Source organism: Limnohabitans sp. TEGF005 (assembly GCF_055394835.1).
Genome location: NZ_AP029226.1, coordinates 844775 through 864559 on the forward strand (window position 1 = coordinate 844775; position 19785 = coordinate 864559).

A 19785-nucleotide genomic window follows, 5' to 3' on the forward strand; every position below is an offset into this window, starting at 1 on the left:
GACGAAGGACAAGTCCCGGCGATGACGCTGTGCTTGCTTATTTCTTGAGCAGATGTTTGCGGCGCACCACATCGATCCACACGGCCACGATCACGACCGCGCCAATGGCCATCATTTGCTTGAATTGCGAGACTTCCATCAGGTTCATGCCGTTGCGGATCATGGTGATCAGCACCGCGCCCAACAAACTGCCCCAGATGCTGCCGCGACCGCCAAACAAGGAGGTGCCGCCCAAAATGACAGCGGCAATCGCGTCCAACTCGAACATTTGCGCCATCTTGCCGCTGGACGAGTCCATGCGGGCCATCAGCACGATGGCGGCCAGTGCGCAGCACAGGCCAGAAATCACGTAAACACCCAACTTGTACCAGCGGATATTGATGCCCACTTGGCGGGCACCCATTTCGTTGGAGCCCATGGCGTACACGTAGCGGCCGATTTTGGTGCTCGACAAAATGAAGGCCATCACCACAAAAAAGATGCCGGTGATCAGTGTGGGCATGGGGATGCCCAGCACATCGCCGTAACCGATGAAGGGCAGGGGATCGGGCAAGCCCGCGTTGTCAAAGCCACCGGTCATGTCAAAGGCCAGACCGCGCCAGAGCGTCAGGCCGCCAAGCGTGACGATGAAGGCCGGGATGCCGACAAAAGCGACAAGGTAACCGTTGAACACGCCCACCGCTGCGCCAATGGCGAGCGCCATGAGCATGGCCAGATAAGGGTCAATGCCCATTTTGATCATCATGTGACCGGCCACGGCACCGGCCAGTGCGGTCAACGCACCCACGGCCAAGTCGACACCACCGGTCAAGATCACAAAGGTTTGTCCACCTGCGAGCAAGGCGATCACCGAGGCCTGCACCAGGATGTTGGACAGGTTGCCGGTGGTCAAAAAGTAAGGCGAAGCGAAGGTGAGCAAAACGCCCAGAACGATCACCGCCACCAGGGCGCCGTACCACTCTTGTCGTGTGATGGATTTCATAAATTTCTCGGTATTTCAAACAGATAAGCCCGGACCTGCAGGTCCGGGCGGGCCACATCGAGGCCTTGACTTATTTAGCCTTGACTTTCATGAACTGGCCCACGCCGGAGTCGGCAGCGAACTTGTCCACGTTGGCTGGCAGCACCAGGAAGGAGCCGGTGTCGATGCGTGCTTCGACTTTTTTGCCTTGCGCTGCAGCAATGGCGGTTTCCACGCCCACTTGGCCGATTTTGGCCAGCATTTGCGCGGCGTTGGCTTGTTGCCAGCCTTGCTTCATCATGTCCAGGCCACCAGGGGAGCCGTCAAAGCCAGCGATTTTCACGTCGCCTGGCTTCTTGCCAGCGGCCATCAGCGCGGCCTTGGCACCCAAAGCGCCGCCGTCCCATGCGCAGGCGATCACCTTGGCAGTGGGGTTGGCGCGCAAAGCAGCTTCCACACCGTTTTGGGCCATGGTCTGGTCCCAAGTGGTGGCTACTTCAACGATCTTGACGTTCTTGCGGCCTGCGTTCAGGGCGTCCACAAAGCCTTTCTTGCGCTCTTGGCCAGTCGACTGACCTTGGTCGCCAGTCACGTAGATCACGGTGTCACCGTCTTTGATCTCGCCTGCAGCCCACTTGCCTTGCACGTTGGCGGCTTTGATGTTGTCAGTGGCGACATAAGAAGTGATCTTGGCGCCGGTGATGCCGGTGTCCACGGCGATCACAGCGATGCCAGCGGCCAAGGCCTTGTTGATGGCGGGTGCGATGCCAGCCGAGTCCACAGGGGCGATGGCGATCGCGTTGACTTTGCGGGTGATCATGTCTTCAACGATGGCCAGTTGACGCGACAACTCACCTTTGTCGGCGGCCAATTCGATGAACTTGACGCCATTGGCGCTGCCCGCTTTCTTGGCGCCGCCGTTGATCAAGGTCCAACCTTCGTTGGTGTTGCCGTTGGTGATGTAAGCCACCGTCACGTCTGCGGCCATGGCCGAGGTGAACAAAGTGGCAGCTGCTGCAGCGATGGCCAAGCGGCCGAATGTGCGTTTCGTGATCATGGGTTTATCTCCGTTGTTGAGGTCAATTCGGACAAGAAACCGTTTTCTTGTCCGCGAACGGATTGGAAACGAAAAAGATGACTAAGTAAACCTAGTAGTTTTACTAATACGGTTTTTCAACAAATCATTCATGATCCGGTCCATTCATTGTGAAAGTAGCCGCCATGTCGACATCCACACCCGTTCTCGAAATTCAGCAACTGACCAAGCATTACGGCGGGGTCAAAGCCCTGACCGATGCCCAATTTCGCCTCTTGCCCGGCGAGCACGCCGCCATCGTGGGCGACAACGGCGCGGGCAAAAGCACCTTTGTGCGCCTGATCACCGGGGCCGAGCAGCCCAACACCGGCGACATCCTGCTGGACGGGCAAAAAGTTAACTTTGAGTCGCCGCTCGATGCCCGAGAGCAGGGCATTGAGACCGTGTACCAGACGCTGGCGCTGGCCGAAGACCTGGACGTGCCGGCCAACATCTTTTTGGGCCGCGAGATCACGCGCCTGAATTTGGGCCCCTTGTCTATCCTGAATCACAAGGCGATGCGCGAAAAATCGGCCAGCATGCTGTCGACCACGGGCGTGAAAATTCAGGACATGTCCGAGAGCCTGCGCGGCATGTCGGGTGGTCAGCGCCAGTGCGTGGCGATTGCGCGTGCGGCCGGTTTTGCCAAAAAACTGATCATCTTGGACGAGCCCACTGCGGCCTTGGGCGTGCAAGAGACCGCCCGCGTGGAAGAGATCATCAAGGGGTTGAAAAAGCAAGGCATCCCGCTGATCATCATCAGCCACAACCTGCGGCAGGTGTTTGACCTCGTGGACCGCATCTGGGTGTTCCGCCAAGGCCGCATCATTTGCAGCCGCCTCACCCGCGAGACCAGTCCTGAACAAATCGTGGGCCTGATCACTGGCGCGATTGACCCCGCCAGCCTGCGTTCTGAAGAGGCCGTCACATGCTGAAAGGGCTCGATCCACTGTTGACGCCAGAGCTGCTGATGCACTTGTGCGCCATGGGCCACGGTGAATGGGTGGCGGTGGTGGACGCCAACTTCACTGCCGGCCATTTGAGCCAGGGCAAGCCCGTGGTGCGCTTGCCAGGCAACAGCCTGGAGCGGGTGAGTCGTGCCGTGTTGTCGGTGTTTCCGCTGGCCGTGGATGTGGCGCAGCCTGCGGCCTTCATGCGCGTATGTCACAGCGTAGACGGCCACCGCACAGCAGCTCAGCAAGCCGTGGTCGATCTGGTGGTGGCCGAAGGTTTTAAGGCCGAGCAGGTTGAGTCGGTGGAACGCTACGCGTTTTACGAGAAAATCAAGGGGGCCAGCCTGATCGTTCAAAGCGGTGAGGGCACGGCTTATGGCAACGCCTTGTTTTGCAAAGGCGTGATTCTTCTTTGATTTTTCCTGATTGTTGAACGGCTCCGTTGCATGAACTCCGCATCCCCCAACTCCGCCATGCGCGGTTCCAACCACGTCGGGATGCGTCAGTTCAATGAGCGCATCGTGCTGCAGGCCATCCGCCACCACGGTGCCATTCCCAAGGCCGATCTGGCCAGACTGACCCAGCTGTCAACCCAGACGGTGGCCATCATCGTGGGCCGTTTGCTCGACGACGGTTTGTTGGTTAAACAAGACCGGGTGCGCGGCAAAATCGGCCAGCCTTCGGTGCCACTGTCGCTCAATCCGCAGGGCGCGTTCAGTGTCGGCATTCAGGTGGGGCGACGCAATCTGGAGTTGTTGGTGGCCGATTTCACCGGCCAACCGGTCGAGCGAGTGGAAGTGCTTTACGACTATCCCGATCCGGATCAGTTGTTCCAGTCGATGACGCAAGGCTTGCAGACTTTGCAAGCGCGCATGGGCGATTTGTGGGCCCGCACCGTGGGGGTGGGTTTGACGGCGCCCTTGTCTTTGCACAAATGGGCCGACCTGCTGGGCGGGCAGGCGGCGCAGGCCTTGGCCCGTTGGGAGCACATCGATTTGCCAGAGCAAGTGCAGCGCCTGACCGATCTGCCCGTGGTGTTTGCCAAAGACACCACTGCCGCCTGCGTGGCCGAGTTGCTGCAAGGCCATGGCCGCAGCGTGCGCAGCTTTTTGTATGTGTTTGTCGGCACCTTCATTGGTGGCGGCTTGGTGCTGTCGGGCCACATCATGAACGGCGAACGGGGCAACGCCGGGGCGATCGGCTCTTTGCCCGTGGGCTTGGCCTCGTCCGAATCCAAGGGCTTGGGCATGCCGCCACAGTTGCTGCAAAAAGCCTCGGGCTGGCAGCTCGAGCAAAGCCTGCTGGCAGCTGGGCACGACCCCTTGCTGATCCACCAAGCGGTCATCATGGACGCTGCTTATGCCCCGTTCACCGCCCCCTGGATCGCCCAAGCCAGCCAAGCGCTGGCCATGACGGTGGCCAGCTCGGCGGCCTTGCTCGATCTGGATGCAGTGGTGATGGATGGCTCGCTGGGCGCACCGCTCATGACCGCCCTGATGAGCGCCACACAAGACGCGCTGGCCCAGTACCGCTTTGACGGCATTCACCAGCCCCAGTTGCTGGCCGGGCAGGTGGGCCCGCACGCCCGTGCCTTGGGCGGTGCATTGCTGCCGCTGCACAGCCAGTTTTTCCCTGACAAAGACATCTTCTTGAAACAGGACGCCGCATGAAGTTTTACCTCGACTCCGCCGACGCCCGCCAATGGGCCTTGCCTGCGGGTTGCCCACCGGTGCAGGGCGTGACCACCAACCCCACGCTGGTGATGCAAGCGGGCTTGCCGGTCAGCTTGCCTGGCTATCTGCAGCTGGTGGCGCAGGCGGGCGAGGCCCGCATGCCCGAGTTGATGCTGCAATTGCCCCGAGCCGATGTGGGCGAGGCCGCGCAATGGCTCGAGGTGCTGCTGCCCGCCGCCGTGCAGGCCCGTGTGCGCCTGACCATCAAGCTGCCTTGTCACCCAGACTGGCAGCCGGTCTTGCGCGAAGTGCAGGCTTGGGGCGTGCCCACTTTGCTGACGGGTTTGTCCAACCCCGTGCAGCTGCTGTGGGCGCGTGCCCAAGGGGCCAACCATGTGGCGCCGTATGTGGGGCGCTTGCAGGCCGACGGGCGCGATGTGTGGTCGCTGATCGAAGCCTGTGTGGCGGTGCAGGCCGATGGCTTGCAACTGCTGGCCGCCAGCATCAAATCGGCCGATGTGCTCTCTCGGCTGATCGCAGCCGGTGCCCATGCCGTCACGGTGCGCCCCGAGTTTGCCGCCGCCTTGGCCACCGACCCGCTCACTCTCACGGCGATGGCGCAGTTTGACCGGGATGTGGCGACGAGCCAAAAGCCTTAAAGGCTTCGGTTGCGCGCCAGCGGCGGGTTGCGCGAAAAGTATTGCAGGATGCCGCGCATCAAAGCATCGGTGAGTTGCTGCTGATAAACGTCGCTGCGCAACTTGTCTTCTTCTGCCGGGTTGCTGATGAAGGCGGTCTCGACCAGCACGCTGGGAATATCGGGGGCTTTGAGGACCGCAAACCCCGCTTGTTCCACCCGGGGTTTGTGCAGGCGACCCACGCCGCCGATCTCGCGCAACAAGCTACCGCCCAACATCAGGCTGTCCTTGATTTGCGCTGCCGTGCTCATGTCGAGCATGGCGCGTTGCACCTGGGCATCCTGACTGCCCAGATTGATGCCGCCGATCAAGTCGGCCTTGTTTTCTTTTTGCGCCATCCAGCGTGCTGCACTGCTGGAGGCCGCGCCTTGACTGAGCGCAAACACGCTGGCACCGCTGGCCTGTGGCGTGAAAAACGCATCGGCATGGATGCTGACAAACAGGTCTGCCTGTACGCGCCGGGCTTTTTGTACCCGCACATGAAGGGGCACAAAAAAGTCAGCATCGCGTGTCAGGTAGGCCCGCATGGGGTTGCCATTGACGCTGCTGGCGTTGATGCGGTCGCGCAGCATTTTGGCGATTTTGAGCACCACATCTTTTTCGCGTGTGCCACCAGGGCCAATCGCGCCAGGGTCTTCGCCGCCGTGGCCCGGGTCCAGCGCGATCACGATCAATCGGTCGGCCTTGTTGTTGGACACGGCGCGTGGCGGGTGGTCCTGGCTGTCGATGTACGGGCCTGCCGGGGGCGTCAAGTCTTGGCGGCGGGTGGACAGGGCGGCAGGGGGCGTTACAGAAGGCGAGGGCAGACTGGGTGCACCGATGGCAGAGCCTGCACGGGTTTGGCGTGCGATCAACTCGCCCAAGGGGTCGTTCACAGGGGCTGCGCTGGGCAGGGCCGGTGCAGGCAGCGTGGTCTTGGCCGAGGCCCGTTCCTGAATCAACTGCTCAAGGGGGTCAATGGTCTGGATGGGGTGAAGGTCGAGCACCAGCCTGTGGGCATAGGCCGCTACAGGCGGAAGGCTGAAGACCTGCGGCGCGATGGGGTGTTTCAGGTCAATCACCAAGCGCACCACCTCGGCGCTGTATTGGCCCACACGGATGCCCGCAATGTTGGGGTCAGAGGCTTGCACCTTGCCGACCAGTTCGCGCAAAGCGGCGTTCAGTTGCAGGCCTTCAATGTCCACGGCCAGCCGGGGTGGGGAAGCGATGAAGGTTTGCGTGGTTTTGAGCGGGGTGTCCGATTCGAGCGTGACCCGGCTGTAATCGGGTGCGGGCCAAACACGCACGGCCAGCATGTTGGCGCCGCGTGCCAGTTGTGCCGCGCCCAGGCTCAGCACGCAAAATCCGGCCTGTATCAGGCGTCGGCGATCAGCGCGCATGCTCTGCCCCCGCAGGTGTGGCCAGCCACGCTTGCAGCCAGTGTTGGCCTCGCGGGGTGCCTGCGCTGATGTGCACGCCGCGTTGTTCCTCGTCGAGTGCGTCCAGCGCAATCACCCAGTCGGGCGGTGGCAGTTGGCCCGCCACCTTGTCTGGCCATTCCATGAGCTTGAGTCCCGGCCCGGCAAAGATGTCGCGAAAACCCGCGTCTTCCCACTCTTGTGGGTCGTTGAAGCGGTAAAAATCAAAATGCCAGATGGGCCAAGCACTGTCGCCCGAGCCCGCATGGTGTGGCTCGACCACCGCATAGGTTGGGCTTTTGATGCGGCCTTGCACCCCGGCGGCGCGCAGCAGGTGGCGCACCAGCGTGGTTTTGCCCGCCCCCAGATTGCCGCGCAGCTCGATGCGGGCATCGCGTCCGCCCGGCCAAGTGGTCAGGGCCTGGGCCAGCTGCGTGGCAAAGGCTTGTGTGGCGGATTCGTCGGCCCACACGCCCTCCCAAACCAGGGCCAAGGGCGGGGTTGTAGCGGGGCTTCCTACAATCGGTGGGTGACTGCTCAACGTACTCAAATCGACCTTCTTGAACTGTGGCCCCAGATCCAGATCTGGGCGCGTGAACTCGGATTGTCCCAAATTGGCGTGACGGGCATCGATTTGACCTCGGCCGAGCCCGGATTGCAGGCCTGGCTGGCCGCTGGGTTTCACGGCAGCATGGGCTATATGGCCAGTCACGGCATGAAGCGCGCCCGCCCAGCCGAGCTGCAGCCGGGCACGGTGAGTGTCATTACAGCGCGCATGGATTATTTGCCATCGGACACGCCGCCCGACTGGCTGGCCCGCGAAACCGCCCGCAGCTTGCAGCCAGATGAGGCGGTGGTGTCGGTGTATGCCCGGGGGCGTGACTATCACAAGGTCTTGCGCAGCCGGTTGCAAAAACTGCAAGAGCGCATCGCGCAAGCCATCGGCCCGTTTGGGCACCGCGTGTTCACCGACTCTGCTCCGGTGATGGAGGCCGAACTGGCCACCCGCAGCGGGCTGGGCTGGCGCGGCAAACACACGCTGGTGCTGAGTCGCGAAGCCGGGTCGATGTTTTTTCTGGGCGAATTGTTTGTGGACTTTGCCTTGCCCGAAACACCCCCCGTGTCGGCGCATTGTGGTCAGTGCACCGCCTGCATGGACGTGTGCCCGACACAGGCCATTGTGGGCCCCTACCGGCTGGATGCGCGGCGCTGCATTTCGTATTTGACGATCGAACACGCGGGGCCGATTGACGAGGACTTGCGCCCGCTGATTGGCAACCGCATTTATGGCTGCGACGACTGCCAGCTGGCGTGCCCGTGGAACAAGTTCGCGCAAGTCAGCCCATTGCCCGATTGGCAGGCCCGCGAAGGTTTGGGGGCTGGCAGCATCGTGCAGTTGATGGCCTGGACAGAAACTGAATTTTTGCGCCGCACCGAAGGCAGCGCCATCCGCCGCATTGGCCATGCCCGCTGGCTGCGCAATCTGGCATTGGCGGCGGGGAATGCGTTGGCGTCCGAAGTCATCACCGCGTCAGAGCGTCAAGCCTTGCAGCAGGGGCTGACGGCGCATGCCGCACACCCTGATCCGGTGGTGCAAGAACAGGTGGCTTGGTCGCTGGCCAATCAGCGCAGCACGCCCAGTGCAAACGGCAGGCTCCACATTCCTGACAAGGTTGACAGCGTGACCAGGCCCGCCACATAGGGGCCGTTGTAGCCCATGCGGGCAGCCAGCACGTAGCAAGTGGATGCCGTGGGCAAAGCAGAAAACGCCAGCAACGCGGTGGTTTGTACGGGGTTGAGCTGAAACAGGTGGGCCATGCCCAACGCGATCAAGGGCAGCAACAGGTGCTTGACCATCAAGACGCTCATGCCCAGCAGCTTGCCTTGGCGCAGGGTGCCCAGTTGCATGCCCGCGCCCGCCGCCATCAAACCCAAGGCCAAAGATGCGGCCCCGATGCGGCTCACGCTAGGGTCCAGCCAAAGCGGAATGCGAAACCCCAGCAAATTGGCGATCAGGCCAGAGCCGGTGGCAATGATCAGCGGGTTGCGCACCAGTTCGCGCAAAAAACCGGTGTTGGCATGCCGTGCCATGGGCCAGACCGCGCCGATGTTGAACAGCGGAACGCACACGCCGATCAACACCGAAATCATCAGCAAGCCTTCTGGGCCTGCCAGTCGTTCGGCCAGCGCCAAGGCGATGAAAGAATTGAAGCGAAAGCCCACTTGGGCGCTGGCCGCGTGGTCGCGTCGGTCCAGCCGTTTGCCCAGAATGGGCCAATAGGGCAGGCTGTAAGACAGGGCAATGGCGCAAACCCCCAAGCTCAGGCCTGCTCCGATCAGGCTGGACGCTGCATTCAGGTCGAGTGGGCTTTTTACAATCGAGTGAAACAGCAACACCGGAAAAAGAAAGAAATAAACCAGAGTCTCAACCTGTTGCCAAACGGGGCGGTTCAGCGCGGTGAAGCGGCAAATCAGATAGCCGCACAAAATCAGGGAAAAATCGGGGAAGAGCAGTTGGGCAAAGTTCACACGGCTAGGATAACCGACCCTCGTAAGCGCTCAGGCGTGAACTTGTCACCTGAGGCGCATGTTTTTCTCACGGGTTTATGGGTTTCCCCCCTCGCGGGGGCCTGCATTTTTTGCCTATCATGTGTGTTCTTTTAAGGAGTTATCGAATGAAGCGTCGCGATTGGGTTTCTGTGGCCGGTTTGGCTGCCACCGTGTTGGCCAGTGGTTCGGTGTGGGCGCAGGCTTACCCCAACAAGGTGATCAAATTGCAAGTGCCTTTTGCACCCGGTGGCACCACGGACATCGTGGCGCGTGTCATCTCCGAGCCTTTGGGCAAGGCGCTGGGCCAGAGTGTGATTGTCGAGAACAAGGCCGGCGGCGGCGGTGTGGTCGGTGCCACTGAAACCATGCGTGCGGCCCCCGATGGCTACAACTTGGGCATGGCCACGGTGTCCACGACAGCGGCCAATCCGGCCATCAACCCCAAAATTCCGTACAACCCCATCACCGATTTCACCCCCATCATCAACATCGCGGCCACCCCCAATGTGATTGCGGTGCACCCGAGCTTCCCGGCCAAAGATTACAAAGGCTTTATCGCCGAGTTGAAGAAAAACCCGGGCAAATACTCTTATGCCTCATCGGGCACTGGCGGCATTGGCCACCTGCAAACCGAACTGTGGAAGAGCTTGGCGGGCGTGTTCATCACCCACATTCCTTACCGTGGCGCAGGCCCCGCCCTGAACGACACGGTAGCCGGTCAGGTGCCCATCATTTTTGACAACATGCCTTCGGCCTTGCCTTTCATCCAGTCGGGCAAGCTGGTCGCGATTGTGGTGGCCGCACCCCAACGCCTGCCGCAACTGCCCAATGTGCCGACTTTCAAGGAAGTGGGCCTGGAGCCCGTCAACCGCATGGCTTATTACGGCATTCTGGGCCCCAAGAACTTGCCCAAAGACGTGGTCGATAAGATCAGCAACGGTGTGAAAAAAGCCCTGCAAGACCCGGCTGTGACCAAGCGCATTCAAGACACGGGCTCTTTGGTGGTGGCCAACACACCTGAAGAGTTCGCCGTCCAAATCAAGGCCGAGTTCGAGGTTTACAAAAAGGTGGTCGACCAGCAAAACCTCAAGCTCGACTGATGCATGAGGCCAGCCAGACGACTGTCGACCGCTTTGTCGAGGCCCTCTGGCTGGAAGACGGGCTGGCTGCCAACACCTTGGCAGCCTACCGTCTTGACTTGTTGCACTTCGCCACTTGGCTGTTTGTGACGCACAGGCTGGTGCTCGAGGCGACCCAAGAACACCACTTGCAGTCTTTTTTTGCCGAGCGGCATGACGAGACCAAGGCCACATCGGCCAACCGCAGGCTCACGGTGTTCAAGCGGTTTTTTCGCTGGGCCTTGCGCGAGCGCTTGGTGCAAGCCGACCCGACGCTGCGCATGCTCGCGGCCAAACAGGCCTTGCGGGTGCCCAAAACCCTGGGCGAAGCGCAAGTCGATGCCTTGTTGCGTGCACCCGATGTGGGCACCGAGCTGGGTTTGCGCGATCGCGCCATGTTGGAGCTGATGTACGCCAGCGGTTTGCGGGTCACCGAGTTGGTGAGCCTCAAAACCCTGCATGTTTCCCTCAACGAAGGGGTACTTCGCATCATGGGCAAGGGCAGCAAAGAGCGTTTGGTGCCCTTTGGTGAAGAGGCCCGTGAGTGGCTGCAGCGCTACATGGCCCAAGCCAGGCCCGCCTTGCTGGGGCAGCGCCAGACCGAAGACCTGTTTGTCACCAGCAGTGGCCCCAAACCCGGCACAGGCATGTCGCGTGTCATGTTTTGGAGTTTGGTCAAGCGCTATGCCATCGAGGCGGGCATCACCGCGCCACTGTCGCCCCACACACTGCGCCACGCGTTTGCCACCCATTTGCTCAACCACGGGGCCGATTTGCGGGCGGTGCAGATGCTGCTGGGACATGCCGATATTTCGACCACCACCATTTACACCCATGTGGCACGCGAGCGCCTCAAGACGCTGCACGCCCAGCACCACCCCAGGGGATGAGGCGAACTGAGCTCAGCTCAGCGCCGCCAACTCGGCCTCTTCAAAACCCGCCAGTCGGCGTGCTGCCATGTTGAAAGGCGGGCGCAGTTTGGGCGCATCGTATTGCGCGATCAACGCGGCGTAGGTGCTCACGGGGTCCAAGCCACGCAGCCCACAAAGATAACGGTACCAGCGGTTGCCAGCGGCCACATGGCCGATTTCTTCGGCCAAGATGATGTCCAAAATCTCGCCCGCACGGTGATCGCCCACGCTGACCAGCTTGTTTTTGACGCCCGGTGAGGCGTCCAGGCCGCGGGCTTCCATGGTGCGCGGCACGATGCCGATGCGTGCGAGCAAATCGCCTTGGGTTCGCTCGGCCATGTCCCACAACGTGTTGTGGGCCGGGAAGTCGCCATAGTCAAAGCCCAAGCCCAACAGGTGTTCGCGCAGCAAGGTGAAATGCTTGGCTTCTTCTTGGGCAATGCGCACCCAGTCGGTGTAAAACGCCTCGGGCATGCCCGCAAAGCGCCAGACCACATCGAGTGCCAAGTCAATCGCGTTCAGTTCAATGTGGGCAATCGAGTGCACCAGCATGGCCCGACCTTCGGGCGTGGCCATCGATTTGGCTTTGAGCTGGGTGTGCGGCACCAAAGCGGGTTTGGCCGATCGGCCGGGGCCCGCACTGGGCGCTTGCAGGGTTTGGTCAGGGTTCACGGGCAGGCGCAGGTCCAGCGCCAAAGTGGCTTGGGCCTTCAACACGGGGTCGGTCTCAGCCCAAGGCCCCAGGGCAGCGGTGCGCAAACAGTGCATGGTCATCTCGATCAGGTGCCACGGTCCGCCGTGGGCATCCCTACAATTGTAGGTTTTCAGACATTCAGCCCGACAGGAGACCTTGATGGCCATTTACCAACTCGACGCCCACACCCCCGATGTGGCCGATTCCGCCTGGGTGGCCGACAACGCGCAGGTCATGGGCGCGGTCACGATCGCAGCCGATGCCAGTGTCTGGTTTGGCGTGACCGTGCGGGGTGACACCGAAACCATCACCATCGGTGAGGGCAGCAACATCCAGGACGGCAGCGTGATGCACGCAGACCATGGCAAACCACTGACGGTGGGCAAGCATGTCACGGTGGGCCACATGGTCATGTTGCACGGCTGCACCATTGGCGACGAGTCGCTCATCGGCATTGGCGCGGTGGTGCTCAACGGCGCCAAGATTGGCAAAAACTGCCTGGTGGGTGCAGGCTCCTTGGTGACCGAGGGCAAAGAGTTTCCCGATGGCTCGATGATCATGGGCACGCCCGCGAAGGTGGTGCGTGAATTGAGCCCTGAACAGATCGAAGGTCTGCGCCAAAGTGCCCGTCATTACGTGGACAATGCGCGTCGCTTCAAGGCAGGTTTGAAAAAAATCGCTTGATATTTTGGCGCACCGAATTCCCTTGTTTAACTTTTGAGGATCGGCCCCACGCGGCCGTTGATTGAACTTTGTCTGAACTCCATAAATTCATTTTTGAAGGCCTGCCCGTTCGCGGCATGTTGGTGCGCCTGACCGATGCCTGGCAAGACATCTTGGCGCGTCGCGCCGCCAATTCCGAGACGGGGGCCTATCCTGCGCCTGTGCGTCAGTTGCTGGGTGAGATGGCCGCTGCGGGCGTGCTGATGCAGGGCAACATCAAGTTCAACGGCGCATTGGTGTTGCAAATTTTCGGTGACGGCCCGGTCAAGTTGGGCGTGGTGGAGGTGCAGCCTGATTTGAGCCTGCGTGCCACCTGCACCCAAGTGGGCGATGTGGCCGACAGCGCCACCTTGAGCCAGATGGTCAACGTCAACAACGAAGGCCGCTGCGCGATCACGCTGGACCCGCTGGACCGTTTGCCGGGCCAACAACCCTATCAGGGCGTGGTGCCGCTCTTTGGTGACCGGGGCGAGAAACTCGAAAACATCAGCGAGGTGCTGGAGCACTACATGCTGCAGTCTGAGCAATTGGACACGGTGCTGGTGCTGGCCGCCGACGACAAAGTCGCCGCAGGCTTGCTGATTCAGCGTTTGCCCATAGAGGGCGAGGGCAATTTGGCCGGACAGGTGGATTCGCTCATGCGCGAGTCGGTGTTGGGCCAAAGCGAGGACTTCAGCCGCATCTCGATCTTGACCAAGAGCCTCAAGCGCGAAGAACTGCTGGGCCTGGATGCCGAAACCATCTTGCACCGTTTGTATTGGGAAGAGCCGTTGGCCCGGTTTGAACCCTTCATCGGCGAGACCGGCCCGCGCTTTGCCTGCCGCTGCAACCGTGAACGCGTGGGCAACATGATCCGCAGCTTGGGCACCGAAGAGGTCGAGGGCATCATTGCCGAGCAAGGGCAGGTGGAAGTGGGCTGTGATTTTTGCGGTGCACAGTACCGTTTTGACCCGGTGGACGCCGCTGGGCTGTTCACGGGTTTGCCGGCTGATTCATCGGGCGGCTCGGTGCACTGAGCGCAACGGCGCAGCGCCCTTGTCGGTGCCCCATCGCTGCGCTCGCTCACGCGAGGTCTGTGCAGCTAGCGAGCATCGCGAACGCCCAGCCTGCGCCGGGGCGCAGGGCTGAGCTATTGCCCCTGAAATGGCCTCGGCTTGCACCGTGATGGGCCTCAGTCTTGGCGCTTGGCCAGCAGCCCGGTGAACAACTTGTGCTCGCAATCCGGGTCGCTGCATTCGTTGCATTGCCACACCGTGCGGCCTTGGTTGATGGCAAATTGGGACTGTTCGCGCAGGACCCTTGCCTCAGGGTCTTCACCGGGCATGCCCAAGGCCAGCAACGCATTGTTCAGACGCTGTTGCCCTTGCCCATAGACCACCTGATAAGCGATGCCTGCCTGTTCCAGGGCTTGCCTGATCAAGGTGTCGACGGGGCCGCGCACATGGGGGCCATCGCGTTGCAAACCATCAGCCACCCAAGGCAAATCGAGGCCGGTGATCAAGGTGGTGTCGAACAGAGCTTGGTGGGCCAGGGCCATGGGGTAAAGACTTTTGTCGTTAAACAGCATGTCGCTGTAAACCGCCGTCATGATCGGGGTGGTGTCTGAAATCACCCAGCCCTGCGTGACTTGCTCTACGGCCCGGGCTTGCGCTAGTGCGATGCCCATTTGTTCATGGGGCTGTGGGGTGCGCCCTTCGCGTTCGCACCATTCGCGCAGCACTTCGTCGATGGTGCTGACGGCATGTCCACGCATTTGGATCACATCCGCCAAAGCCTTCGCCAACCATGACTTGCCGGTGCTCTCGGCCCCCAACAGGGCGATGCGCTGGACGCGCCTCATGCGTCCTTGTGCTGCAGGCTTTTCAGCCAGACGCGCCAGCCCCAGACGCTCATGGCCGCGAACAGGGCATAGAGCACACAGGTCAACCACAGGCCTTTGTAGGCAAACAAAGCCACGCTGATGGTGTTGACCACCAGCCAGATAAGCCAGTTTTCGATGTATTTGCGACCCAGCAGGGCTTGACCGACCAAACTGAGGGCGGTGGGCAAGGCGTCCCACCAGGCCACATCGCTGTCAGTGAAGTGCTGGAGCGCCAGAGCCAGTGCCGGCCAAAGTGCCGCACTGGTCAGCAACACCCCGATCCAGCCACGCCCGGACAATCGCTGGATAACCAGTGCCGGTTGCGCGTCATCGCCCTTGCGCAGCCACTGCCACCAGCCCCAGAGCGCCAGTGCGGCAAACACGATTTGCAAGCCGGCCTCTCCATACAGCAAGCTGTCTTTGAACACAAAAAAGTAAAGGATGGAGCTGATGATGGCCAAGGGCCAGCTCCAGTGCAGCTCTTTGATGCTGCAGACCACCATGGCCAGGGACAAGACAAAGCCTGCAATCTCGATGGGCGACATCATTTGGCAACCTGTACGTAAATTTCGTTGGGCTTGACCATGCCCAGTTCATGCCGAGCCCGCTCTTCGACCATGTTCAGCCCTTCCTTGAGGTCGTTGACCTCGGCGCTGAGTTGCTCGATTTTGCGACTGGCCTCTTCGTTGGCGACTTTTTGTTGCTGCAGCTCTCGCTCCAGCTCTGCCACAGTGGGCACACCGCCCCGACCCAACCAAAGTTGGGCCTGCACGATCGCCAGCAAGGCAATCAGCACGATCGGAACGAGGCGGTTGCCCATGGTTGGCTATTTAGCGCAGGTTGTAAAACGCGCTGCGGCCTGGATACACCGCGACTTCGCCCAAGTCTTCTTCGATGCGCAGCAACTGGTTGTACTTGGCCATGCGGTCCGAACGGCTCATCGAGCCGGTCTTGATCTGACCGGCATTCAGGCCCACGGCAATGTCGGCGATGGTGCTGTCTTCGGTCTCGCCAGAGCGGTGCGAGATGACGGCGGTGTAACCCGCACGCTTGGCCATTTCGATGGCTTCGAAGGTTTCAGTCAGGGTGCCGATCTGGTTGATCTTGATCAGGATCGAGTTGGCGATGCCTTTGTCGATGCCTTCTTTGAAGATCTTGGTGTTGGTCACAAACAGGTCGTCACCCACGATTTGCACGTTCTTGGCCAAGCGGTCGGTCAGCACTTTCCAGCCGTCCCAGTCGTTTTCGGCCATGCCGTCTTCGATGCTGATGATGGGGTACTTGTCGCACCAGGTGGCCAACATGTCGGTCCATTGCTCAGACGTCAAGCTGATGCCGCCTTCACCGGCCAGCACGTACTTGCCGTCTTTGTAAAACTCGCTGGCCGCGCAATCGAGGCCAATGGCAATTTGCTCGCCGGCGGTGTAACCCGCTGCAGCAATGGCATCGAGCACCATTTGGATCGCCGCTTCGTGGCTGTCGACGTTGGGGGCAAAACCGCCTTCGTCGCCCACGGCAATGCTCATGCCCTTGTCGTGGATGATTTTCTTCAGGGCGTGGAACACTTCGGCACCCCAGCGCACGGCTTCGCGGAACGACGGTGCGCCCACGGGGATGATCATGAACTCTTGCAAGTCCAGGTTGTTGTTGGCGTGCGCGCCGCCGTTGATGACGTTCATCATGGGCACGGGCAACTGGTTGCCATTCATGCCGCCAAAGTAGCGGTACAAGGGCAGGCCGGACTCTTCGGCGGCGGCGCGGGCCACGGCCATGGACACGGCCAACATGGCGTTGGCACCCAGACGGCTCTTGTTGTCGGTGCCGTCCAGGTCGATCAGTGTGCGGTCCAAAAAGGCTTGCTCGGAGGCATCGAGGCCCAGCACGGCTTCGGAGATTTCGGTGTTGATGTGCTCAACGGCTTTCAACACGCCTTTGCCCAGATAACGGCTTTTGTCGCCGTCACGCAGTTCGATGGCTTCGCGGCTGCCCGTGGATGCGCCGGACGGCACAGCAGCGCGGCCCATGACACCAGACTCCAGCAGCACATCGCATTCGACAGTGGGGTTACCACGGCTGTCGAGGATTTCACGTCCGACGATATCAACGATTGCACTCATTTTTGAACTCTCTCAATTGAAAAATAAAACGGGTTTTAAAAGCAAAACGGGTCAAAGGCCTTCAACGGCCACCATGCGCATGACGGCGGCACCAGCGCGGGCTTCACGGGCTTTCAGGTATTCGGGCAATTCGTAAAACGCTTTGGCGGCTTCGAATGAAGGAAACTTCAAAATCACAATCCGTTCGGGTGTCCAGTCGCCTTCGAGCACTTGCACCTGACCACCGCGCACGCACACTTCGGCGCCTGCGGTTTTCATGGCCGCGGTAGACCACTTTTTGTACTCTTCGTATTGAACAGTGTTGGTCACCTGAACGTGGGCGATGATATAGCCGCTCATGCGAAATCGTCCTCTAAAAACGGGTTCTTTTTGGTGACGGAATCGAGCTGCACCAAGGTCTCCAGCAGGGCCTTCATCTTGCCCAGCGGCACAGCATTCGGGCCATCGGACCAAGCGTCAGCAGGTTTGGGATGGGTTTCCATGAAGAGGCCCGCCACCCCTGCGGCCACGCCTGCGCGGGCCAGCACCGGCACCATCTCGCGGGCGCCGCCGCTGCTGGTGCCTTGGCCGCCCGGCTTTTGTACCGAGTGGGTCACGTCAAACACCACCGGAGCGCCGGTTTTGCGCATTTCGGCCAAGCTGGTCATGTCGGCCACCAGGTTGTTGTAGCCAAAGCTCACACCGCGCTCGCACGCCAAAAAATTGTCTTCTGGCAAGCCTGCTTCACGGGCTGCGCTGCGGGCCTTGTCGATGACGTTTTTCATGTCCCAAGGGGCCAAAAATTGGCCCTTCTTGATGTTGACGGGCTTACCCGACTGGGCCACGGCCCGGATGAAATCGGTTTGGCGGCACAAAAAGGCCGGGGTCTGGAGCACGTCCACCACGCTGGCCACGGTCTTGACCTGCGATTCGTCGTGTACATCGGTGAGGATGGGCACGCCGATCTGGCGTCGCACTTCGTCCAGGATTTTCAGGCCCGCATCGATGCCCACGCCGCGCTGCGTGCTGCCCGATGAGCGGTTGGCTTTGTCGAATGAGCCTTTGTAGATCAGCGGGATGCCCAGCGCTGTGCAGATTTCTTTCAGCTGACCAGCCACTTCCAGTGACATCTGAAGCCCCTCAATGGAGCAGGTGCCCGCGATCAGGAAGAAGGGTTGGTTCAGGCCAACGTCAAATCCGCAAAGTTTCATGGGGGTGTCCTGTCCGTTGTGGGGTTTCAGGCCGCAGCCTTGTGAGCGATCGCAGCCTTCACGAAGGCATTGAACAGCGGGTGGCCATCCCAGGGCGTTGATTTGAATTCAGGGTGGAATTGCACGCCCACATACCAAGGGTGAACGCTTTGCGGCAGTTCGACGATTTCGGTCAGCTGCTCGCGCTGGGTCAAAGCCGAGATCACCAGGCCGGCTTTGCGCAGGTCGTCCAGGTAATTCACGTTGGCTTCGTAGCGGTGGCGGTGGCGCTCGGTCACCACGTCGCCATAGATCTGGTGCGCCAGCGTGCCCTTGGCCACGTCGGAGCTTTGTGCGCCCAGGCGCATGGTGCCGCCCAGATCGGAGTTGGCATCGCGCACCTGGATGGAACCGTCGGCGTCTTTCCATTCGTTGATCAGCGCGATCACGGGGAAGGGCGTCTCAGGCTCGAACTCGGTGCTGTTGGCGCCCGTCATGCCGGCCACATGGCGGGCATATTCGATGGTGGCCACCTGCATGCCCAGGCAAATGCCCAAGTAAGGCACTTTGTGGGTGCGGGCAAATTGGGCTGTTTCGATCTTGCCCTCGACGCCGCGCTTGCCAAAGCCGCCGGGCACCAGTACGCCGTCGAAATTGGCCAGGCTGGCCACGGTCTCTGGGGTGATGGTTTCGGAGTCGATGTGCTCGATTTTCACGCGCACATGGTTGCGCATGCCGGCATGGCGCAGCGCTTCGTTGACCGATTTGTAGCTGTCGGACAGTTCGACGTATTTGCCGACCATGGCGATCGTGACTTCACCCTTGGGGTGTTCGGTTTCGTAAACCAGGTCGTCCCAGCGCTTGAGGCTGGCAGGTGGCGTGTTCAGGCGCAGCTTGTCGCAGATCAGGCCGTCCAGACCTTGCTCGTGCAGCACGCGCGGCACTTTGTAGATGGTGTCCACATCGGGCATGGAGATCACGCCCCAGCTTTGCACGTTGGTGAACAGCGAAATTTTGTCGCGTTCGTCGTCGGGGATGGTGCGGTCAGCGCGGCACAGCAGTGCGTCTGGCTGGATACCGATTTCGCGCAGTTTCTGCACCGTGTGTTGGGTCGGCTTGGTTTTGAGCTCGCCCGCAGCCGCAATCCAGGGCACATAGGTCAGGTGCACAAAAGCCGCATTGTTGGGCCCCAGGCGCAAGCTGAGTTGGCGCACGGCTTCCAAAAAGGGCAATGATTCGATGTCGCCCACGGTGCCGCCGATTTCGACGATGGCCACATCGACCGCATCGGGCGTGCCGTAACCCGCGCCGCGCTTGACGAAGTCCTGAATTTCGTTGGTGACGTGGGGAATGACCTGCACGGTCTTGCCCAAGTAGTCGCCACGGCGCTCTTTTTCGAGCACGCTTTTGTAAATTTGGCCGGTGGTGAAGTTGTTGGCCTTCTTCATCCGTGTGTTGATGAAGCGTTCGTAGTGCCCCAGATCCAGGTCTGTTTCGGCGCCGTCGTCGGTGACAAACACTTCGCCATGCTGAATGGGCGACATGGTGCCAGGATCGACGTTGAGGTAGGGATCGAGCTTGATCAGGGTGACGGAGAGGCCGCGCGATTCAAGGATGGCGGCGAGCGATGCGGAGGCGATTCCCTTGCCCAGGGAAGACACCACACCGCCGGTGACGAAGACGAATTTGGTCATGTCCAAGACGGGAGCTTTGCGCTCCCGGAAGGTGGAAATCGTGATTATAGACAGTCGGGTTCGGGGTTTTTTGGGGTGATGGGCGAATCTTGCTTGTTTCCGCGCCGGGTCTGCAGTCGTTTTCCGCCCCGGTGTCAGGGCTGGCCGGTCGGGCTCATACTCGCTTCGCTCGCCAAATCGCCCGATCCAGC

At 60.8% G+C, this 19785-nt stretch carries 22 protein-coding genes; 9 read left to right on the forward strand and 13 right to left on the reverse strand.

Going from position 1 to position 19785, the window contains the following annotated elements; genetic code table 11:
• Window positions 1-37 precede the first annotated feature (37 nt).
• Entirely contained in the window at window positions 38-982 is a 945-nt protein-coding gene (locus ACZ5RG_RS04000; protein ID WP_464447840.1) for an ABC transporter permease, read from the reverse strand.
• A 70-nt stretch (window positions 983-1052) separates the two neighbouring features.
• Window positions 1053-2018: a sugar ABC transporter substrate-binding protein gene (locus ACZ5RG_RS04005; protein WP_019428598.1), complete on the reverse strand. Its 966-nt coding sequence runs from the start codon at window positions 2016-2018 to the stop codon at window positions 1053-1055.
• A 164-nt stretch (window positions 2019-2182) separates the two neighbouring features.
• Between ACZ5RG_RS04005 and ACZ5RG_RS04010 the strand changes: the two genes are divergently transcribed.
• Genes ACZ5RG_RS04010 through ACZ5RG_RS04025 form a run of 4 tightly spaced genes read left to right on the forward strand, consistent with a single transcriptional unit; the run spans window position 2183 to window position 5321 of the window.
• Window positions 2183-2971: an ATP-binding cassette domain-containing protein gene (locus tag ACZ5RG_RS04010; RefSeq protein WP_298600295.1), complete on the forward strand. Its 789-nt coding sequence runs from the start codon at window positions 2183-2185 to the stop codon at window positions 2969-2971.
• A complete protein-coding gene (locus tag ACZ5RG_RS04015; protein WP_464447841.1) occupies window positions 2965-3405 on the forward strand; it encodes an RbsD/FucU family protein in 441 nt (146 codons plus the stop codon). The genes ACZ5RG_RS04010 and ACZ5RG_RS04015 overlap by 7 nt, the downstream gene beginning before the upstream one ends.
• Window positions 3406-3435: 30 nt before the next feature.
• Window positions 3436-4659 (forward strand): ROK family transcriptional regulator, encoded by a 1224-nt coding sequence (locus tag ACZ5RG_RS04020; RefSeq protein WP_464447842.1) that lies wholly within the window; start codon window positions 3436-3438, stop codon window positions 4657-4659.
• On the forward strand, window positions 4656-5321 hold the full coding sequence (locus tag ACZ5RG_RS04025) for a transaldolase family protein (RefSeq protein ID WP_298600303.1): 666 nt from the start codon (window positions 4656-4658) through the stop codon (window positions 5319-5321). The genes ACZ5RG_RS04020 and ACZ5RG_RS04025 overlap by 4 nt, the downstream gene beginning before the upstream one ends.
• On the opposite strand, the gene ACZ5RG_RS04030 is transcribed toward ACZ5RG_RS04025, so the two are convergent.
• Together ACZ5RG_RS04030 and tsaE are read right to left on the reverse strand one after the other, a co-directional pair.
• Window positions 5318-6739, reverse strand: a complete 1422-nt coding sequence (locus ACZ5RG_RS04030; protein ID WP_464447843.1) for an N-acetylmuramoyl-L-alanine amidase — start codon at window positions 6737-6739, stop codon at window positions 5318-5320. The genes ACZ5RG_RS04025 and ACZ5RG_RS04030 overlap by 4 nt on opposite strands.
• On the reverse strand, window positions 6729-7250 hold the full coding sequence (gene tsaE / locus ACZ5RG_RS04035) for a tRNA (adenosine(37)-N6)-threonylcarbamoyltransferase complex ATPase subunit type 1 TsaE (protein WP_464447844.1): 522 nt from the start codon (window positions 7248-7250) through the stop codon (window positions 6729-6731). The genes ACZ5RG_RS04030 and tsaE overlap by 11 nt, the downstream gene beginning before the upstream one ends.
• An 84-nt stretch (window positions 7251-7334) precedes the next feature.
• On the opposite strand from tsaE, the gene queG reads away from it, so the two are divergent.
• Complete coding sequence (gene queG, locus ACZ5RG_RS04040) at window positions 7335-8459, forward strand: tRNA epoxyqueuosine(34) reductase QueG (protein ID WP_298600318.1); 1125 nt, start codon at window positions 7335-7337, stop codon at window positions 8457-8459.
• On the opposite strand, the gene ACZ5RG_RS04045 is transcribed toward queG, so the two are convergent.
• Window positions 8381-9286, reverse strand: a complete 906-nt coding sequence (locus tag ACZ5RG_RS04045) for an AEC family transporter (protein ID WP_312260404.1) — start codon at window positions 9284-9286, stop codon at window positions 8381-8383. The two genes, queG and ACZ5RG_RS04045, sit on opposite strands and share 79 nt — an antisense overlap.
• Before the next feature lie 146 nt (window positions 9287-9432).
• On the opposite strand from ACZ5RG_RS04045, the gene ACZ5RG_RS04050 reads away from it, so the two are divergent.
• Complete coding sequence (locus tag ACZ5RG_RS04050; RefSeq protein WP_315135794.1) at window positions 9433-10407, forward strand: tripartite tricarboxylate transporter substrate binding protein BugE; 975 nt, start codon at window positions 9433-9435, stop codon at window positions 10405-10407.
• The gene (xerD, locus tag ACZ5RG_RS04055; protein ID WP_464447845.1) at window positions 10407-11315 is read left to right on the forward strand and encodes a site-specific tyrosine recombinase XerD; all 909 of its coding nucleotides are present in this window, start codon (window positions 10407-10409) and stop codon (window positions 11313-11315) included. The genes ACZ5RG_RS04050 and xerD overlap by 1 nt, the downstream gene beginning before the upstream one ends.
• 12 nt (window positions 11316-11327) lie before the next feature.
• On the opposite strand, the gene ACZ5RG_RS04060 is transcribed toward xerD, so the two are convergent.
• A complete protein-coding gene (locus tag ACZ5RG_RS04060; RefSeq protein WP_298599095.1) occupies window positions 11328-12104 on the reverse strand; it encodes a ferritin-like domain-containing protein in 777 nt (258 codons plus the stop codon).
• Window positions 12105-12189: 85 nt separating this feature from the next.
• Between ACZ5RG_RS04060 and ACZ5RG_RS04065 the strand changes: the two genes are divergently transcribed.
• Together ACZ5RG_RS04065 and hslO are read left to right on the forward strand one after the other, a co-directional pair.
• Entirely contained in the window at window positions 12190-12714 is a 525-nt protein-coding gene (locus tag ACZ5RG_RS04065) for a gamma carbonic anhydrase family protein (protein ID WP_298599098.1), read from the forward strand.
• Window positions 12715-12782: 68 nt separating this feature from the next.
• Window positions 12783-13769, forward strand: coding sequence for an Hsp33 family molecular chaperone HslO (hslO, locus tag ACZ5RG_RS04070; protein ID WP_298599102.1), 987 nt, complete (start codon window positions 12783-12785; stop codon window positions 13767-13769).
• Window positions 13770-13924: 155 nt separating this feature from the next.
• Here hslO and ACZ5RG_RS04075 read toward each other — a convergent pair whose 3' ends face one another.
• The 7 genes from ACZ5RG_RS04075 to ACZ5RG_RS04105 are packed head-to-tail and all read right to left on the reverse strand — an operon-like array spanning window position 13925 to window position 19594.
• On the reverse strand, window positions 13925-14593 hold the full coding sequence (locus ACZ5RG_RS04075; protein WP_464447846.1) for an AAA family ATPase: 669 nt from the start codon (window positions 14591-14593) through the stop codon (window positions 13925-13927).
• The gene (pnuC, locus tag ACZ5RG_RS04080) at window positions 14590-15162 is read right to left on the reverse strand and encodes a nicotinamide riboside transporter PnuC (protein ID WP_298599108.1); all 573 of its coding nucleotides are present in this window, start codon (window positions 15160-15162) and stop codon (window positions 14590-14592) included. The genes ACZ5RG_RS04075 and pnuC overlap by 4 nt, the downstream gene beginning before the upstream one ends.
• Window positions 15159-15434 (reverse strand): septum formation initiator family protein, encoded by a 276-nt coding sequence (locus ACZ5RG_RS04085; RefSeq protein ID WP_298599111.1) that lies wholly within the window; start codon window positions 15432-15434, stop codon window positions 15159-15161. The genes pnuC and ACZ5RG_RS04085 overlap by 4 nt, the downstream gene beginning before the upstream one ends.
• Window positions 15435-15444: 10 nt before the next feature.
• The gene (gene eno, locus ACZ5RG_RS04090; protein WP_019428614.1) at window positions 15445-16731 is read right to left on the reverse strand and encodes a phosphopyruvate hydratase; all 1287 of its coding nucleotides are present in this window, start codon (window positions 16729-16731) and stop codon (window positions 15445-15447) included.
• Between the two features lie 51 nt (window positions 16732-16782).
• Complete coding sequence (locus tag ACZ5RG_RS04095) at window positions 16783-17070, reverse strand: DUF1330 domain-containing protein (protein WP_298599252.1); 288 nt, start codon at window positions 17068-17070, stop codon at window positions 16783-16785.
• The gene (gene kdsA / locus ACZ5RG_RS04100) at window positions 17067-17921 is read right to left on the reverse strand and encodes a 3-deoxy-8-phosphooctulonate synthase (RefSeq protein ID WP_298599255.1); all 855 of its coding nucleotides are present in this window, start codon (window positions 17919-17921) and stop codon (window positions 17067-17069) included. Before kdsA ends, ACZ5RG_RS04095 begins: the two co-directional genes overlap by 4 nt.
• A 26-nt stretch (window positions 17922-17947) precedes the next feature.
• Entirely contained in the window at window positions 17948-19594 is a 1647-nt protein-coding gene (locus tag ACZ5RG_RS04105; RefSeq protein ID WP_298599259.1) for a CTP synthase, read from the reverse strand.
• Window positions 19595-19785 lie beyond the last annotated feature (191 nt).

Coding starts and splice junctions, on each gene's coding strand:
- ACZ5RG_RS04000 (WP_464447840.1), bottom strand. CDS start 982: ATGAAATCCATCACACGACAAGAGTGGTACGGCGCCCTGGTGGCGGTG.
- ACZ5RG_RS04005 (WP_019428598.1), bottom strand. CDS start 2,018: ATGATCACGAAACGCACATTCGGCCGCTTGGCCATCGCTGCAGCAGCT.
- ACZ5RG_RS04010 (WP_298600295.1), top strand. CDS start 2,183: ATGTCGACATCCACACCCGTTCTCGAAATTCAGCAACTGACCAAGCAT.
- ACZ5RG_RS04015 (WP_464447841.1), top strand. CDS start 2,965: ATGCTGAAAGGGCTCGATCCACTGTTGACGCCAGAGCTGCTGATGCAC.
- ACZ5RG_RS04020 (WP_464447842.1), top strand. CDS start 3,436: ATGAACTCCGCATCCCCCAACTCCGCCATGCGCGGTTCCAACCACGTC.
- ACZ5RG_RS04025 (WP_298600303.1), top strand. CDS start 4,656: ATGAAGTTTTACCTCGACTCCGCCGACGCCCGCCAATGGGCCTTGCCT.
- ACZ5RG_RS04030 (WP_464447843.1), bottom strand. CDS start 6,739: ATGCGCGCTGATCGCCGACGCCTGATACAGGCCGGATTTTGCGTGCTG.
- ACZ5RG_RS04050 (WP_315135794.1), top strand. CDS start 9,433: ATGAAGCGTCGCGATTGGGTTTCTGTGGCCGGTTTGGCTGCCACCGTG.
- xerD (WP_464447845.1), top strand. CDS start 10,407: ATGCATGAGGCCAGCCAGACGACTGTCGACCGCTTTGTCGAGGCCCTC.
- ACZ5RG_RS04060 (WP_298599095.1), bottom strand. CDS start 12,104: ATGCACTGTTTGCGCACCGCTGCCCTGGGGCCTTGGGCTGAGACCGAC.
- ACZ5RG_RS04065 (WP_298599098.1), top strand. CDS start 12,190: ATGGCCATTTACCAACTCGACGCCCACACCCCCGATGTGGCCGATTCC.
- ACZ5RG_RS04075 (WP_464447846.1), bottom strand. CDS start 14,593: ATGAGGCGCGTCCAGCGCATCGCCCTGTTGGGGGCCGAGAGCACCGGC.
- pnuC (WP_298599108.1), bottom strand. CDS start 15,162: ATGATGTCGCCCATCGAGATTGCAGGCTTTGTCTTGTCCCTGGCCATG.
- ACZ5RG_RS04085 (WP_298599111.1), bottom strand. CDS start 15,434: ATGGGCAACCGCCTCGTTCCGATCGTGCTGATTGCCTTGCTGGCGATC.
- eno (WP_019428614.1), bottom strand. CDS start 16,731: ATGAGTGCAATCGTTGATATCGTCGGACGTGAAATCCTCGACAGCCGT.
- ACZ5RG_RS04095 (WP_298599252.1), bottom strand. CDS start 17,070: ATGAGCGGCTATATCATCGCCCACGTTCAGGTGACCAACACTGTTCAA.
- kdsA (WP_298599255.1), bottom strand. CDS start 17,921: ATGAAACTTTGCGGATTTGACGTTGGCCTGAACCAACCCTTCTTCCTG.
- ACZ5RG_RS04105 (WP_298599259.1), bottom strand. CDS start 19,594: ATGACCAAATTCGTCTTCGTCACCGGCGGTGTGGTGTCTTCCCTGGGC.